12 protein-coding genes are annotated in these 16,008 nt (G+C 74.4%); 5 read left to right on the forward strand and 7 right to left on the reverse strand.

Annotated elements, in window-relative coordinates; genetic code table 11:
- Positions 1 to 21: 21 nt before the first annotated feature.
- Entirely contained in the window at positions 22 to 540 is a 519-nt protein-coding gene (locus GQS52_RS19250) for a flavin reductase family protein (RefSeq protein ID WP_182314603.1), read from the reverse strand.
- 677 nt (positions 541 to 1,217) lie between these two features.
- Here GQS52_RS19250 and GQS52_RS19255 point away from each other — a divergent pair.
- Positions 1,218 to 2,495, forward strand: a complete 1,278-nt coding sequence (locus tag GQS52_RS19255) for a GNAT family N-acetyltransferase (RefSeq protein WP_182314604.1) — start codon at positions 1,218 to 1,220, stop codon at positions 2,493 to 2,495.
- Positions 2,496 to 3,313: 818 nt separating this feature from the next.
- Positions 3,314 to 4,768: a LuxR C-terminal-related transcriptional regulator gene (locus GQS52_RS19260; protein ID WP_182314605.1), complete on the forward strand. Its 1,455-nt coding sequence runs from the start codon at positions 3,314 to 3,316 to the stop codon at positions 4,766 to 4,768.
- Positions 4,769 to 4,835: 67 nt separating this feature from the next.
- Here the strand turns inward: GQS52_RS19260 and GQS52_RS19265 are convergent, their stop codons facing one another.
- Positions 4,836 to 5,462, reverse strand: coding sequence for a TetR/AcrR family transcriptional regulator (locus GQS52_RS19265; RefSeq protein WP_182314606.1), 627 nt, complete (start codon positions 5,460 to 5,462; stop codon positions 4,836 to 4,838).
- 209 nt (positions 5,463 to 5,671) lie between these two features.
- Between GQS52_RS19265 and GQS52_RS19270 the strand changes: the two genes are divergently transcribed.
- From GQS52_RS19270 to GQS52_RS19280, 3 genes are read left to right on the forward strand one after another with little or no spacing between them, the layout of a single operon-like run.
- Entirely contained in the window at positions 5,672 to 6,196 is a 525-nt protein-coding gene (locus GQS52_RS19270; RefSeq protein WP_182314607.1) for a quercetin 2,3-dioxygenase, read from the forward strand.
- 43 nt (positions 6,197 to 6,239) lie between these two features.
- The gene (locus GQS52_RS19275; protein ID WP_182314608.1) at positions 6,240 to 7,463 is read left to right on the forward strand and encodes an MFS transporter; all 1,224 of its coding nucleotides are present in this window, start codon (positions 6,240 to 6,242) and stop codon (positions 7,461 to 7,463) included.
- Positions 7,460 to 8,206, forward strand: a complete 747-nt coding sequence (locus GQS52_RS19280) for an SDR family oxidoreductase (protein WP_182314609.1) — start codon at positions 7,460 to 7,462, stop codon at positions 8,204 to 8,206. The genes GQS52_RS19275 and GQS52_RS19280 overlap by 4 nt, the downstream gene beginning before the upstream one ends.
- Before the next feature lie 84 nt (positions 8,207 to 8,290).
- Here GQS52_RS19280 and GQS52_RS19285 read toward each other — a convergent pair whose 3' ends face one another.
- The 5 genes from GQS52_RS19285 to GQS52_RS19305 form a co-directional block, all read right to left on the reverse strand.
- The gene (locus tag GQS52_RS19285) at positions 8,291 to 9,625 is read right to left on the reverse strand and encodes a GAF domain-containing SpoIIE family protein phosphatase (protein ID WP_182314610.1); all 1,335 of its coding nucleotides are present in this window, start codon (positions 9,623 to 9,625) and stop codon (positions 8,291 to 8,293) included.
- A gap of 135 nt (positions 9,626 to 9,760) precedes the next feature.
- A complete protein-coding gene (locus tag GQS52_RS19290) occupies positions 9,761 to 10,630 on the reverse strand; it encodes a class II glutamine amidotransferase (protein WP_182314611.1) in 870 nt (289 codons plus the stop codon).
- Between the two features lie 128 nt (positions 10,631 to 10,758).
- Positions 10,759 to 12,150 (reverse strand): glutamate decarboxylase, encoded by a 1,392-nt coding sequence (locus GQS52_RS19295; RefSeq protein ID WP_346268277.1) that lies wholly within the window; start codon positions 12,148 to 12,150, stop codon positions 10,759 to 10,761.
- A gap of 102 nt (positions 12,151 to 12,252) precedes the next feature.
- A complete protein-coding gene (locus GQS52_RS19300) occupies positions 12,253 to 14,088 on the reverse strand; it encodes a phosphatidylglycerol lysyltransferase domain-containing protein (RefSeq protein WP_182314613.1) in 1,836 nt (611 codons plus the stop codon).
- The gene (locus tag GQS52_RS19305) at positions 14,072 to 15,883 is read right to left on the reverse strand and encodes an amino acid transporter (protein WP_259371155.1); all 1,812 of its coding nucleotides are present in this window, start codon (positions 15,881 to 15,883) and stop codon (positions 14,072 to 14,074) included. Before GQS52_RS19305 ends, GQS52_RS19300 begins: the two co-directional genes overlap by 17 nt.
- Positions 15,884 to 16,008: the final 125 nt, after the last annotated feature.

Here is a 16,008-nt window from a genome sequence, read left to right on the forward strand (position 1 = left end):
GAACAGACAAGGGACAACACCTCACCGATGCGTGGTTCCGAGAATTCCGCGGTGGAACACCAGGGGCTCTCCGTCTTTTTCGCCGTGCCCGATCGATTCCACCCGGCTCAGGAACAGGCTGTGGTCGCCTCCTTGGAAGACCTGTTCCACGGAGCATTGCAGTGCGGCCAGGGCGGCCGGCAGCACGTCCCGTTCCACCAGGGCCTCCAGGGCCGTGCCGCACGGCTTGTCCCGGGAGGCGAACAGTCCGGCGACCGCGGCCTGCCGGTCGCTGAGGAAGTGGACCGAGAAGGACCGGCTCTCGCACAGGACGGGGTGGGCCCGTGCCGTCCTCAGAACGCTCACCAGGATCCGGGGCGGCGCCAACGAGACCGACATCAGCGCGTTGACGGTCATGCCCACGGCTCTTCTCCCGGTCCCGGTGCACAGCAGGGCCACGCCGGTCGGGAACAGGCGCATGGCCGAACGCAGGTCCACGCCGTCGGGCGGCGGATCCTGCACGTCGATCCGGCGCGTACTGCTGTAAGCCGTCGTGGACACAGCCCCTCGTTTCACTCTGCAGCCGGACCGGAGAAACCTCTGGTTTCTCCTGTGATCGGCCGGTCACGGTTCGTCGCAGGTGCTCCGGGGGAAAAGTAGCCAGCCCGCCGGAGCGGTGGCTACTGATAACCCGAGTAATCGTTTTCCTACTCGGCCTACTCGTTCGGGTAGAACGGCGGCGTGCGGCCCGGGCGTGCGGCGGGGGCGGGCGGCCCGGAATCCCTCAGGAAGGGCCCGCTGCGCCCGGCGCCCTCTACCCGGACCGGTAGGGGCGGGTAGCGGTCGGACTACCCGCGCCACTAGTGGTTCCCGGGCCGGGGCTGCTCTAGCGTGTTTGCGTGTCCCGCGCGGCTGCGGCCGGGCGACGCCCCCCGTTCCGCACGCCTGTGCGGGGCGCATGCGTGACGGAGGGCGGGGGAACGTGCTCCCGCGGCGCGGGGGACCGGACTCCGAAGGAGCCGCCGACGCGGCGGCGGTGTCCCCGGGGCCGGGCGCCGGCCGCCGGTGCCCGTCGGGCAGCTCCCGGCGTGCGGCGGCCGGGCCGGTGACGCCGGGACGCGCGGAACCGCTTCAGCCGTTCGCCGCCCCCGCGGCAGGGCCCCGGCGCATCACCGGTTGAAGTGCACACATCCCGACGGCCGTGCCGTCTTGCCGTGGTGACCGGAGGTTGAGCAGCCATGACCGATTCAGCGGTGATCGACATACGTCCCGTCACCGAGGAGGACCTCCCCGCGTGGACCCGCGCGTGGGGCAACGGATACCTGCGTCCGTACGCCGAGAGCAGTGTCGACAGCATCCGGTCGGCGGCGGCCCGGGACCGGCTCATCGGCGCCTTCGACCGGGACAGGTGCGTCGGGACCTATCGGAGCTCCCCCCAGGAGCTCACCGTGCCGGGCGGCGCGGTCCTCCCCGTGTCGGCGATCTCCAGGGTCAGCGTGGCCGGCACGCACCGCCGCCGCGGGCTGCTGCGCAGGATGGTGGTGACGGACCTCGAGGAGGCCTTCGCACGCGGGGAGCCGCTGGCCGTCCTGGACGCCGCCCGGTACCCCCTCTACGGCCGCTTCGGATTCGGCCCCGCGACCGCGATGGCCTGGTTCGAGATCGACGTGCACCGGGCGGGGGTGGACCCCCTGCGGACCGGGGACACCTCCGGTGTGCTGCTGGTCGACCCCCGCGAGTACCTCAAGGCGGCTCCCGGGGTCTACGAACGGCTGCGCGCGATCCAGCCCGGAGCCCTGCGCCGGGACGAGGCGTGGTGGCAGGAGGCCACCGGGCAGCACGTCACGGGTTCCGCCTCCGAGGGACCGGAGCCGTTCTTCGCCCTGCACCTGGATCCGGACACGGGCGAGGCCGACGGCCTGCTCTGCTTCGACGCCGAGGAGACGTGGGAAGCCATGCTGCCCCGGTCCCCGCTGTGGGTGCGCGACCTGATCGCGGTGTCCCCGCGGGCGGAGGCGGCGCTGCTGCGGTACGCCGTGACGGTCGACTGGGTGACCGCGGTCCACCTGCCCTACCGCGCCCCGGACACGCTGCTGCCGCTGTGGCTGGGCGATCCGCGGGCCGCGCGGATCAGTGCCCTGAGCGACTACATGTGGCTGCGCATCCTCGACGCGCCCCGCTCCCTGTCGGCCCGCACCTACGGCGTCGACGGGAGCCTGGTGCTGGAGGTGGCGGACGCGGCCGGGTACGCGGCCGGCACCTGGCTGCTGGAGGGCGGCCCGGACGGCGCCTCCTGCGTGCGCACCACGCGCGGCCCGGACCTCAGGATCCAGGTGCGGGACCTGGCCTCCCTGTACCTGGGGGACGACTCGGCCACGCGGCTGGCGGTGCTCGGCGGCACCGAGGAGGTGCGGCCGGGCGCGCTCGCGCGGGCCGATGCGATGTTCCGCACCGGGCGCCGCCCGTGGTCGCCGCGCGCCGTGAGGGGGTCGCGTTACCAGGCCGGCGCCCCGTGACCGCGGGCCGGCCGCTGCCGGACCGGCCGGACCGGCCGGTGTCCGGGGCGCGGCCGCGCTGAGAGGTGGTGCTGCGGGCGGCGCACCGCGGGCGACGGAACGGTCGTCCGCGGTGCGCCGCCGTTCGGTGTGCCGCCCCGTCCGCCGGGCGGACTCCCGGGCGGACTCCCGGCGGAGGGCCGGCGGAGGGCCGGCGGGCGGAGCCGGGGGCACGGCGGACCTTGGTTTGCGCATTCAAATGGATTTTGATCGTTCGTTCATCAAGTTGGCCAGTTTGAGCTTGTGTTGCGCCATGGGACAGCGGAATATCTTGTTTCGCTCTTCGGGATCCGCAGTGGATCACCCGTGCGCACACCACGGCGGGGCGGCGCGGGGCCGGGTTCTCCGGGGAAGGCGGAAGGGGGCAGGTGCGAGCCGTGCGGACGCGACACCCGATCCTGCGGGTCGCTGCGAACGGATCCGGCCGCCACCGGTGCACCGGCGCGCCTTTGAGCCGTCCCCCCGGGGCCGCCGACACCCCGACGGGGGGCGAGGAGCGCGCCCACCGCGCCGCCCCGGAGCGCGGGGGGGACCGCTGCGCGGAGCCGTGTGCCCCGGCCGGGCCCTCCGGTCCCGGTGTGACGGAGCGGGGCCACATGAACCGCTGTTCCCGCGCCGCCGCCTGCTCCGGGCGGCGGTCCGCCCGGCGACGGGGCCGGCACGGCCCCGCCGCCTCCACGGTCGCGCCGGACGGATGTCAGGCACGCTTCGACCGACCGGAGTGCTGGCTCTGCACCACGGCTTCTCCTCCACCCTCGTCGACAGAAGGTGACTGAAACGTGAACACAGTGCTGAAGGCCGGAACGCCCCCTCTGCGAGGCCGATCGGCGGAGGTCTCCGCGCTCCGTGAGGCCCTGCGGTCCCCGCGCCGTCCGGGAAGCCTGCACATGTCGTTCGAGGGCGCACCGGGCATGGGCAAGTCCCGCCTGCTCGCCGAGGCCGGGGCCGTGGCGGAGGCGTCCGGCGCCGAGGTGGTCCGGGGACTGCACGGGAGCCACGGGGTGTTCGACCGCCCTCTCGTCGTCCTCCTGGACGACACCCACCGCTCGGACACGGCGGACGCGAGGGCGCTGGCGGCTCTGCGCCCGAGCACGGCGAACGTGCCGGTCGTGTGGTGCACCGGTCGGCGGTGCGGCAGCCCCAGCAGCCCGCTGGAGTCCGCCCTGGAGTCCGCGGCGGTCTCCCGCCGGTCGTTCCGGCTCGGCGCGCTCGACGACCGGGCGGCCCAGGAGATGGTGGGCGACCTGCTGGGAGCACGACCGGACGCGGCGCTCGCCCGGGCGGCCGCGTCGCTGTCCGGCCACCCCCGGGCATTACGGGCCTTCGTCGAGGGACTCCTGGAGGAGGGCCGGGTGGAGGTCGGGGCGGCCGCCTGTCTGACGCGGCCGGGAATTCCCGAGAGGCTGGGCGACCTGGTGCGGCGGTACGTGCAGGACTGCTCGCGCCCCTGCGCCACCATGCTGCTCGTCGCCTCCACCCTGGGAATGCACCTCATTTTCGGGGAACTCGCCGAAATCCTGGGCGCGAAGCCGTCGTGCCTGCTGCCGGACCTGCAGGAAGCGGTGTTCTCCGGCCTGCTCAGCCAGGACGGGGACGACGTGAGGTTCGCCAACGAGCCGTTCCGGGACATCATCCGGGGCATGGTCCCCGCCGCGGCGCGTGCCGCCATCCGCGAGCAGGCGGACCATTACCGCGCACGGCAGTTCGAGGAGGCGTTCGCGGGTTTCCCGGGTTCCCCGGGGTTCCCGGGGAACGCGGCGCCCGGTCCCGCGGCGGTCCTCCTGCGGACGCCCCCGACGCACCGGACGGCCGGGGGCGTCGTCCTGTCCGGTCCCTGCCGCGGTCCGGAGCCGGCAGGCGTCCCGGCCGACCGCCGTGCTCCCGCGGTCGCGTCCGTCTTCGCCCCGCGGGCGGCGGACACGGCCCCGGGCGTCCCCGCCGGGCCCCGGTGTGCGGAGTCCGCGGGCAGCGGGGCGGCCGCGATCCCGGGGTGGGAGCGGTTGACGGAGAAGCAGGTCGCCGCGGCCGAACTCGCGGTGGAGGGCATGACGAACAAGGAGATCGCCGCGCGCCTGCACCTGTCGCCGCACACGGTCAACTACCACCTGCGCAAGATATTCCGGGCGCTGTCGATCCGGTCCCGCACCGAGCTGATACGCCTCGTCCACGCGGCCTCCCCCGCCGCCGGGCTCCGACCGGCCCGCGAAGGGCTGTTCCCGGGGGGTGCGGCCTGAGTCCTCCGCGGGCCCGCCCGAGGGGGCCGGTCCTGAGCCGCCCCCGGCCGCCGCGTCCGGGGGCGGCTCAGGACCGTTCCGGCTGTTCCGGCTGTTCCGGCTGTTCCGGCCGGCGGAGTCCGGCGAGGGCCAGGTCGACCATGGAGTGCAGTTCCGAGCGGCTGGCCCCGCTGCGTGCCTGCACGGCGATGCCGTGCTGCACCGTGGCGACGTAGGTGGCCAGCGCCTCCGGGTCGGCCCCGGCCGACAGGTCGCCGCTGTCGACCGCGCGCCGGAACCTCTCCCGGAGGCGCTGCCGGTCGCTGCGCCGGATCTCGGCCAGGCGGGCCCGCACGGCGTCGTTGTCGGCGGAGCAGCTGAGGGCGCCGTGCACGATCAGGCAGCCGTGGGGCGTGTTCTCGTCGGTGGTGGCCTCGACGGCGCCGCGCCAGACGGCGGCGACGACGTCGTGGGCCGTGGGCAGGAGGACGGCGCGGGCGATGTACCGGGCGATCGTCTCGCCGTAGCGGAGCAGCACCTGGTCGAAGAGCGCCTCCTTGCTGCCGAAGGCGGCGTAGAGGCTGCCGCGGCGGATGCCGATCGCGTCGGTCAGGTCGGCGAGGGTCGCGCCCTCGTACCCCCTGTCCCAGAAGACGGCGAGGGCGGTGTCGACGGCCTCGTCGACGTCGAACTCCCGGGGACGTCCTCTCGCCATCGTTCCTCCCGCGGTGCCGCACCGGTGGGCCTTCTGGACGGGGGCGTCGGTTCCGGACGCCGCGCCCGTCTCCGGGCCCCCAGGTTACAGGTTGACAGGGCGCCTGCGAGGAATGTAATGATGACCTATCGGTCAAGAATTGATCGCCGTGCTCACGAGATGGCTCCGCCCCGTCCACCGACTCCAGGAGAGGCAGAGAGGACAGGCACATGACGAACGTCTCCTCCGATGCACCCGCAGCCCCCGGCACCGCGAGCGCGCACCCGTTCCTCCACGTACCCGCCGGCGGAGGGCCGGCGGTGTGGCTCAACGGCGACGTGTACTCCGTCAAACTCGACAAGGAGGAGTCGGACGGCCGGCTCACGGTGCTCGAGGCGTCGGTGCCCCCCGGCGGCGGTCCGCCGATCCACAACCACACGCGCGAGGAAGAGGCGTTCTACGTCCTCGAGGGCGAGCTCGAGATGTACGTCGCCGGGCGCACCCTGACGGTGCGCACCGGGGACTTCGTGTTCGTCCCGCGCAACACGATGCACGGTTTCCGCAACAAGGGCCTCCACCCGGCCCGGCAGCTCCTCCTCTTCACGCCGGGCGGCTTCGAGCGGTTCTTCCTGGAGGCCGGCGAGCCCGCCGTGCCGGGCGTCCCGGTGCCCCCGTTCCGGCCCACCGACAACCCGAGGGCCGTCGAGGTGGGCGGCCGCCACGGATCGTTCCAGGCCGACGCCGGCACCGCCTGACCTGCGCGGCGCACCGCGCTCCGCCGAGAGGAACACCAGCTACATGTCCATCGCCGTATACGTCCTCGGACTGGGGATCTTCGCCCTGGTGACCAGCGAGCTGCAGGTCACCGGAATGATGCCCGAGATGGCTCGGGACCTCGGCGTCCCCGCCTCCGGGATCGGTTACCTCATCTCCCTGTACGCCCTCGCCATGGCGGTCGGCGGCCCGCTCCTCACCACCGCACTGCTCAAACTGCCCCGCCGCTCGGCGCTCATGGTCCTGTTCGCCGCCTTCGTCGCCGGCGAGGTACTCGGCGCGCTGGCCCCCGAGTACTGGCTGCTGGTGGTGGCGCGGTTGATCACCGGTGCGGTCTCCGGAGCGTTCTTCGGCGTGGCCATCGCCGTGGCGATCGAGCTGGCCCCGCCCGGCGCCGCGGCCCGGGCGAGCTCGATCGTCCTGAGCGGCCTGATGGGCGGTACCGTGCTCGGCCTGCCGCTGGCCAGCTGGATCGGCTCGTCGTTCGGCTGGCGCACGAGCTTCTGGGTGGTGGCCGCCATGGCGGTGGTGATGGGCGCGCTCACCGCCTCCCTGGTGCCCCGCATGGAGGCCGCCGGGGGCACGAGCGTGCGGGGCGAGCTCGCGGTGTTCAAGCAGCGGAAGCTGTGGGCGGTCTACTCGACCAGCACGCTGGTCATCGGGGCCACCTACGCGGCGTTCAGCTACTTCACCCCCATCCTGTCCGAGGTCACCGGCTTCGGCAGGACCACGGTCACCACGCTGCTGTTCGTCTACGGCGCGGCCACCATCGTCGGCAACTACGTCGTCGGCAGGATCGCGGACGCCCGACCCGTCGCCACGCTGACCGTCGGCCTGGCGTCCCTGGCCGTGCTGCTCGTCGTCTTCGCGCTGTTCACCGGGCAGAAGGCGGTCACCGTGGTCGCCATGACCGGGATCGGCCTGGTCGGGGTCTCCATGAACCCCGCGCTGGTCGCCCGCGTGATGCGCACGGTGGGCAGCAGCCCGCTGGTCAACACCGTGCACACCTCCTGCATCACGATGGGCGTGGTGATCGGCGCGTGGGCCGGCGGACTCGGCATCAGCGCCGGCCACGGCCTGCGCGCCCCGCTGTGGATCGGCGCCGTGATGGCGGTGGCCGGATTCCTCACCCTGCTGCCCGACATGGCGGGCGACCGGGCCGCAACCGGAGCACCGCGGCGGAACGCCGACGCCGATGCCCCGGCCGCCCCGACGACCCTTCCCGACGGAACTCTGGAGCCGAGATGAGCGAACTCGCCGGCAAGGTGGCGCTGGTCACCGGTGGCAGCCGGGGCATAGGCGCCGCGATCGCCCGCGCCCTGGCGCAGGCGGGTGCGGACGTGGCGATCACCTACCTGCAGAACAAGGACGCCGCCGAGGCGGTCCTCGACGACGTGCGCGCCGCAGGCCGCCGGGGGCTGGCACGGGCGGCGGACACGACGGTGCCGGAGGACATCACGGCCGCGGTGGAGGAGACCGCGGCCGGCCTCGGCAGGCTCGACGTCCTGGTGAACAACGCCGGGTACATGGACGTGTCCGGGACGGCGTTCCAGGACCTCCCCGTCGAGACCGTGGACCGCACCCTCCTGGTCAACGTCCGGGCCTACCTGCTCACGGCCCGGGCGGCGGTGCGGCACCTGGGCCCGGGGGGCCGCATCATCAACATCGGGAGCTGCCTCGGCGCACGGGTGCCGGCTCCCGGCGCCACGCTGTACGCGACGAGCAAGGCGGCGGTCACGGGCCTGACCAAGGGGCTGGCCCGCGACCTCGGCCCCCGGGGCATCACGGTGAACCAGATCTCGCCCGGGCCGGTGGACACCGACATGAACCCGGCCGACGGCCCCCACGCGGAGTTCCAGCGCAGCCTCACGGCGCTCGGCCGCTACGGGGAGGCGTCGGAGATCGCGGCGGCGGCGGTGTTCCTGGCGGGGGACGGCGCGTCCTTCATCACGGGCGCCACCCTGGCGGTCGACGGCGGCAACACGGCCTGACGCCGCCGCGGCAAGGGCCGGGCGCACCCGCCGGGACCGGCGGCCGGCGGGTGCGCCTCCCCGGGCGGGCCCACCCGCCGCCGGCTACCCCCCGCCGGCACCGGGCCGCAGGCCCAGCAGCGCCACGTCGTCGGCGAAGGCGCCGCCACGGTGGGCCAGCAGCGCGTCGCACAGCCCGGGCAGGGGCGAGTCGGCCAGGGCGAGCGCGGCGCGGGCGAAGTCGTCCATCCCGTCCTCCAGGGAGTGCCGGGAGTCCTCGACGAGCCCGTCGGTGAACATCAGCAGGGTGCTCCCGCCGGCGACGTCCTCCTGCTGGTCGGTGCGCGGCAGGCCCGGGTCGACGCCCAGCGGAACCCCCTGGTCGTCCCCGTAGAGGTAGCGGGCCCGGCCCCCGGGGGCGAGCAGCAGCGGGGGCAGGTGGCCCGCGCTGGCCCACTCCAGCCGCCAGCGGCCCCGGCCGCGTTCCTCCATCCGGGCGACCAGCACGGTGACCATGGCCTCCTGGCGCAGCCGTCCCATGACCTCGTCCAGCCGCCGCAGGATCCTGCTCGGCGGGCCCTCCTCCTCGCAGGCGATCACCCGCAGCATGTTGCTGACCCGGCTCATCACCGTCGCGGCGTGCACGTCGTGGCCGACCACGTCCCCGACGACCAGGCACGGCGCCCCGCCGGGCGGGTGGATCACGTCGTACCAGTCGCCGCCGATGCGCGGCTCGACCGAGGCGGGAAGGTAGCGGGCCTGCAGCTGCAGCGGGCCCAGGTCGGGGAGCTCGGGCAGCAGGCGACGCTGGAACTCCTCGGTCGCCTGCCGCAGCCGCTGGTACAGGCGGGCGTTCTCGATCGCCACGCCCGCCGCGCCGGCGAGCGCGGTCACCACTGCCTCGTCGGTGTCGCTGAACGCGTCCCCGCCGGGCCTGTCCGCCAGGTAGAGGTTGCCGTAGACGTTCTCCCGCACCCGGATCGCCACCCCGAGCAGTGAGGCGGCCGGGGCGTGGCCCTCCGCCCGGTTCATCCGGTCCGCCCGGTCCGCCCGGTCCGGCGTCCGTGGTGCTTCCGGGGCGCGGGCCAGGTCCCGCAGCAGGCCCCCGCCGCAGGGGAGGCGGCCCGCCGCGAAGAACTCCCGGGAGCCGGCGCCCGAGCAGATGAGCTCGACCGGCCTCCCCCGCTCGTCGAGCACGCACAGCGCGCCGTGGCGGGCGCCGGCCAGTTCCCGGGCCGCGTCCACCACGGTGCGCAGCACCGCGTTCAGCTCCAGTTCGCCGCTGACGGCCAGGACCGCGTCCAGCAGCTGCCGCAGCCGGCCGTGCAGGTGCCCCACCCGGCGCAGCCCGGCCTGCAGGCGGTCCAGTTCGGTCTCCCCGATCCCGCCGAGCAGGGGCAGCCCCGCCTCCCCGCGGCCCCCGTCGCCTGCTGTGGACATCGAGCCTCCCGTTGCTCTCCCGGGGACGGCGACCCGTACGGGCGGTGAGCCGTCCCCGGGGGGACGCATGCCATTTTCCCGCATGTGTCCGGCGTGCGCCCGGCCCGGTGCCGGGGCGGGGCCCCGGCGTCCGCCTCAGGCGGCCTGCTGCGAGGCGGCCGCCTCGGGGCGCAGGTCGGCCGTGCGCAGCCGGTGCGCGGGCTCCTCGGGCAGGACGGTCCGGGAGGCGACGGCGAGGTCCGGCCCGACGTGGAGCAGCTCGCCGGGCTCCATGAGGCGCCAGTCGGGGTTGTCGTCCATGCGCTCGCTGGCCACGACCACGGAGGGGGCGCCGGCCAGGTCGCGGGAGTGGACGCGCATGCGGCCCGCGGTGCCGCTGTGGTCCAGGTGCCGGTCGCCGTGCCGGCCGCCGGCGGCGCGCGCGAGCACGTACAGCTTGTGGGTGTCCGGGTAGCGCAGCGCCCACATCCCGTCCGGGGCGGTGAGGATCACGTTGAGGGCGTAGAGCGGCAGGTTCCGGGCGACCCAGCGGGCGGCGTGCACGATGCCCGCGGCGACGTCGCCGCCGCGGGCCCGGGTCTCGCGGGTGACCAGGGCGAAGAAGCGTTCGGAGTCGGTGTCGCCCCGGACGAGGGAGCGGTCCCCGGCCAGTTCGGCGTCGAGCAGGTCCAGCCCCTCGATCACCCCGTTGTGGGCGAACAGGCGGCCCTCCTGCTCGAAGGGGTGGGTGTTGCGGGCCTCCAGGCCGCCGGTGCTGGCGAAGCGGATGTGGGCGAGGAAGGTGGTGGACTCCACCTCCCGGGCCTCCTCGGCGAAGTCGCGGTCCTCGTAGGCGGCCAGGGGCGCCTTGCGCAGCTGCGCGCCGCCGCCGGCGGCGTACCAGCCCAGGCCGGTGCCGTCGGGCATGCGGTGGCTCTGGTACTCCAGGCTGTCCGGGGCGTCCAGCAGCCAGAAGGTCGCGCGGGTACGTCGCGGGGCACTGCTCATACCGAACAGACGGCACATGGCGGCCCTCCCTGTCCCGGGGGTGCGTGGCTCTTCCCCGTCGGGTACCCCGAAGCCGCGCCGTGACGCCGCCGCGCCGTGACGCCGCCCCGCCGTCCGCCGGCGGAGTGCGGCCCGAGCCGGCGGCGTCACGGCGGGGGCGGCTTCCGGCCCGCCGTCCCGCCCCCCGGGGCCCGCCCGCCGTGGTTGAAAGCGGTCCGGGGCCTGCCGGAGGGCAGCGGGGCGGTCAGCCGCTCCAGGTACGCCGTCTCCTCGCGGATGTCGGCCAGCAGGCTCTCCGCCAGGTCCAGGCCGAGGCCGTTGCGGACCACGATCCGCTGGACGGTCGTGTCGGCCAGGTCGTCGGGCATCGGGTAGGCCGGTACCAGCCAGCCCCTCATCCGCAGGCGGTCGGACAGGTCGTACAGGCTCCAGTTCTCCCCCGCGCCCGGTGCCAGCCGCCAGGCGAACACCGGGATGTCGGAGCCGTCGTTCCACAGCTCGAAGGCGTCGAGCGCGGCCACGCCGTCGGCCAGGTACCGGGCCGTGTCGCGGGAGGCGCCCTGCACCGCCCGGTAGCCCTCCCGCCCCAGGCGCAGGAACTGGTAGTACTGCAGCAGGACCTGGGCGCCGGGGCGGGAGAAGTTCAGCGCGAACGTCGGCATCTCGCCGCCGAGGTAGTTCACCTTGAACACCAGGTCCTCGGGCAGGTGGTCGCGGGTGCGCCACACCACCCAGCCCAGCCCCGGGTACACCAGGCCGTACTTGTGACCGGAGGCGTTGATCGAGTGCACCCTCTCCAGCCGGAAGTCCCACTCCAGGTCCGGCTGCAGGAACGGCGCCACCATCGCGCCGGACGCGCCGTCCACGTGGAGGGGGACGTCCAGGCCCGTGTCGCGCTGGAGGTCGTCGAGCGCGCGGGCGATCTGCGCGACCGGCTCGTACATGCCGGTGTAGGTCACGCCCATGATCGCGACGACCCCGATCGTGTTCTCGTCGACGCGGCCCTGCAGCGTCTCGGCGTCCAGCGTCCGGTGCTCCTCGGTGATGGGCACGTACCGGGGCTCGACGTCCCAGTAGTTGCAGAACTTCTCCCACACCACCTGGACGGCCGAGCTCATCACGAGGTTGGGGCGGTCGGCGGGACGGCCCGCCGCGCGCCGCTTCTCCTGCCAGCGCCGTTTGAAGGCGAGGCCGGCGAGCATGCACGCCTCGGAGGAGCCGATGGTCGAGGTGCCGATCGTCCGCGTGGGCTCGGGCGCGTGCCACAGGTCCGCGAGGATCTTCCAGCAGCGGTCCTCGACCGCGGCGGTCTGCGGGTACTCGTCCTTGTCGATCATGTTCTTGTCGACGGTCTCGGCATACAGGCGGGCTGCGTGGGTGTCCATCCAGGTGCCGACGAACGTGGCCAGGTTCAGCCTGGCGTTGCCGTCGAGCATGACCTCGTCGTGGACGATCTGGTACGCCGTCTCGGGCATCATCTGCCCCTCCGGCAGCCGGAAGCGCTCCACGAGAGTGCGCTCGCCGGGACGCGCGAACATCGGGTTGATCGTCACTGCGGTTTCCCGGGCGCTCATGCGCAAGGCCTCATCTCGTACGGTCGGCGGTGTCCTCGGCCCCGCCCCCGACGGCCACGACTCACTCTAGGAAGGCCTCTCCGGCGGCTGCCACCGCTGGTCGGGCCCCCTCCGCCACCCGGGTGCACGGGTCGCGGACCTCCGGCGGGAGCGGCTCCCCCCGCCGCGGGAACGGCGCAGCCGCGGCAGGCCGACGTCGACGAAGGCCTCCGCCCGCAGCACCGCCAGGCCGATGCGGGGCAGGTCCCGGGCAGAGGGGTAGACGAGGAAGCGCGGCACCCACTGCGGCCGGAACTTGGCGTTGAACCGGTACAGCGACTCGATCTGGAACCAGCGGGAGAGCAGGAGCAGCAGCCTGCGCCAGACGCGCAGCACCGGCCCGGCGCCGATGCGCTCGCCGCGCGCCAGCGCGGAACGGAACACCGCGAAGTTCAGCGACACCCGCCGCACGCCCAGCCGCGGCGCCGCCTGCAGGACGGCGACGATCAGCAGCTCGTTCAGCCCGGCGGCCGCGGCGCGGTCGCGCCGCATCAGCTCCAGCGAGATCCCGTCGGACCCCCAGGGCACGAAGTGCAGGACGGCCCCGAGCCGGCCGGGGGCGCCCCGGGCCGCCCCCTCCTCCCGCGGCGCACCGTGGGCGGTGGCCACCACGCACGCGTCGTCGGCCGGGTCGCCGAAGCGGCCGAGCGCCATGGAGAAGCCGCGCTCGGTGCCGGTGCCGCGCCAGCGGTCCGCCGCCTCGGCGATCTCCTGCCGCTCGGCGCGGTCCAGCTCCCCGACCCGGCGGACCCGGCAGGTCCAGCCCTGCCGCTCGACGCGCCTGACCATCTGCCGGACGTTGCGCATCTCCCGCCCGGACAGGGAGAACTCCGCGGTCTCCACGACCGCCTCGTCGCCGATCTCCAGCGCGTCCAGCCCGGCCTCCCGGACCCACGCCCCGGCGCCGGTCTCGCTGCAGCCGACCACGGCCGGAACCCAGGCGTGCGCACGGGCCCGGGCCGTGAACTCGGCGATCGCCCCGGGCCACGCCTCGACGTCGCCGACCGGGTCGCCGGAGGCGAGCATCACCCCCTGGACGACGCGGTAGGCGACGGCGGCCTTGCCCGTGGGGGAGAACAGCACGCTCTTGTCGCGGCGCAGCGCGAAGTAGCCCAGCGAGTCCCGCGCCCCGTGGCGGTCCAGCAGCGCCCGCACCCGCGCCTCGTCCCCGTCGGTGAGGGACGGCTCCGGGTGCTCGGGACGCAGCGCCAGGTAGCCGGTGGTGAGGGCGGTGAGCAGGCCGAGCGTGCCGAGCAGGGCGGCGACCTCGTCCGCCTCCCCGGCCCCGTAGCGGATCGGCCCGGTGACGCCGAACAGCCCCAGGACGGTCTCCTGCAGCCGCTCGCCCCAGCCCGGGCTGCCGGCCGCCGCACAGGAGTGGACGGTGACGACCACGAGGCCCAGGAGCAGGGCCGCCGCGCCCGTGCAGACCAGGTTGGCCAGGGCGTACCGGCGGCTGCGCGGATCGGGCAGGGCGTAGAACTCGCGCCGGTGGACCAGCATCACCGCGAGCAGGGCGAGGGAGACCACCGCCGCGCCGGTGCGGTGGCCGTGCACGAGGTGCGCCGCCGCGCCGACCGGCAGCAGGAGGCAGACGGCGCGCCAGGCGCGGCGTTTGCGGCGGCGCAGCGCGTGGGCGAGCAGCACCAGCAGGAATCCCACGGTGAGCGTGCCGGTGGTGCTCAGGGCGGTCACGGCGCCGGGGAGGTCGACGGCCAGGGCGCCGACCGTGCCGCGCCGCAGCCGGGGCAGGACCGCGACGGCGACGTCGAGGAGGCCGATCAGCAGGCACGCGCGGCCGACCGCCTCCGGCACCCAGGGGCGGGCCGGGGCGGCGCCCCGCCCCTCAGCCGACGTGGACATGGGGACGGCGCTCCGGGTCCGGTTCGGCCTCGCGGAGCACCTCGTGGGTGACCGTGGCGACCTCCCCCTGGCCGAGGAGGAAGAACCGCAGGAACTGGGCGAGGGGGTTGCCCTCGGTCCACTCGAAGTAGATGTGCGGCCGCCGGCCGGTCAGGTCCCGCACGTGCAGCAGCAGCGCGGCGAGGGCGTTGGGCACGGTGGTGCTCCTGACGGTCAGCACCCGGTAGCGGCCGTGGAGGACGGTGCCGCGCACCTCCAGCGCGGCCTCGAAGTCGGAGGGGTCCAGGACGGTGACCTCGACGAAGACGAGGTCCTCCTCCTCGGGGAAGTCGTTGTCGGCCCGGAGCTGGCGGAGCTTGTCGCGGTACTCGGCGGCGTCGCGGAGCTGGGGCTCGTTGGCGACGAACCGGATGGTCCGGTGGGCGATGTCGCGGACGAAGCGGGCGGCCGTGTCGTCGAGCGTCACACCGGTGGCCCTCAGCTCGAAGGAGCGGCCCAGCCGGGACAGCAGGGACACGGCGACGATCCCGGCGATGAAGCAGGCGCCGACCTTCATCCCCTCCGGGCGCTCGGCCACGTTCGCCGCCGTGGTGTACAGGAAGATCCCGGAGACGGCGGCGAAGGCCACCGTGCCGCCGTGCCGGCGGGCCCTGCGCGCGGAGACGGTGACGGCGACCGCCGCGGAGGTGATGAGCACGAGGACCCCGGTGGCGTACGCGCCGCCTTGGGCCGTCACGTCGGCGTCGAAGACGAAGGTGACGGTGAACGCGACGGCGGTCAGGACGAGCACCATCGGGCGCACGGCCCGCACCCAGTCCGGTGCCATGCCGTAGCGCGGGAGGTAGCGGGGCACCAGGTTGAGCAGCCCCGCCATGGCCGAGGCGCCGGCGAACCCCAGGACGGCGACGGTGGAGGCGTCGTAGAGGCTGCCGAAGCCGGACCCGAGGTACCGGTGGGCCAGGTGGGCCAGGGCGCGGCCGTTGGCCGGGCCGCCCGGCTCGAACTCCGGGAGGGGGATGAGCAGGGTCGTGACCGTGCTGCTGGTGATCAGGAAGGCGCTCATGACGACCGCGGCCGTGGTCAGCAGCTTCTTCGTGCCGCGGATGCGTCCGGCCGGGCGCTCCTCGGTGTCGCCGGGGGCGCCGGCGACGTGCGGCATGACCGTCACGCCGGTCTCGAAGCCGGACAGGCCCAGGGCCAGCTTGGGGAAGACCAGCAGGGCCGGCAGCAGCAGCACGACGGGGTCGCCGTGCCGCGCGGTCAGCGCACGGGTCCAGTCCTGGACCACGTGCGGCTCGGTGGCCACGTGCCACAGGCCCACCGCGACGACGACGGCGTTGAGCGCCAGGTACGCCCCCACGAGCACCACGGCCACGCCGACGGCCTCGGTGAACCCCTTGAGGAACACGCCGCCGAGCAGGGTGATCAGCACCAGGGTGACGGCCACCCGCTGCCCGCCCAGGAAGCCGCCCAGGTGCGGGTTCTCCACCAGGTGGGCGGTGGCGTCGGCCGCCGACAGCGTGATCGTGAGCATGAAGTCGGTCGCGGCGAAGCCGAGCAGCACCAGCACCAGGAACTTGCCCTTCCAGAAGGACAGCAGGTGTTCCAGCATCGCGATCGACCCCTGGCCGTGCGGGCTCTCCTGCGCCACCCTGCGGTACACCGGCAGCGCGCCGGCGAGGGTCACCACCACCAGCACCACCGTGGCCACCGGCGACAGCACCCCGGCCGCCAGCACGGCGATGCCCGGCTGGTAGCCCAGGGTGGAGAAGTAGTCCACCCCGGTCAGGCACATCACCTTCCACCAGGGGTGGCGCCGCTCCTCGGCCGTGACCCGGGCGTGCGGTCCGGGCTGCTGCTGGACCGTGTCGGCCGGGCCGCCGAGCAGCCAGGCGCGGAAACGCCGCTGCCGCTGGGTGC

The organism is Streptomyces sp. SCUT-3 (genome assembly GCF_014083985.1).
Lineage (GTDB): Bacteria > Actinomycetota > Actinomycetes > Streptomycetales > Streptomycetaceae > Streptomyces_H > Streptomyces_H thermolineatus.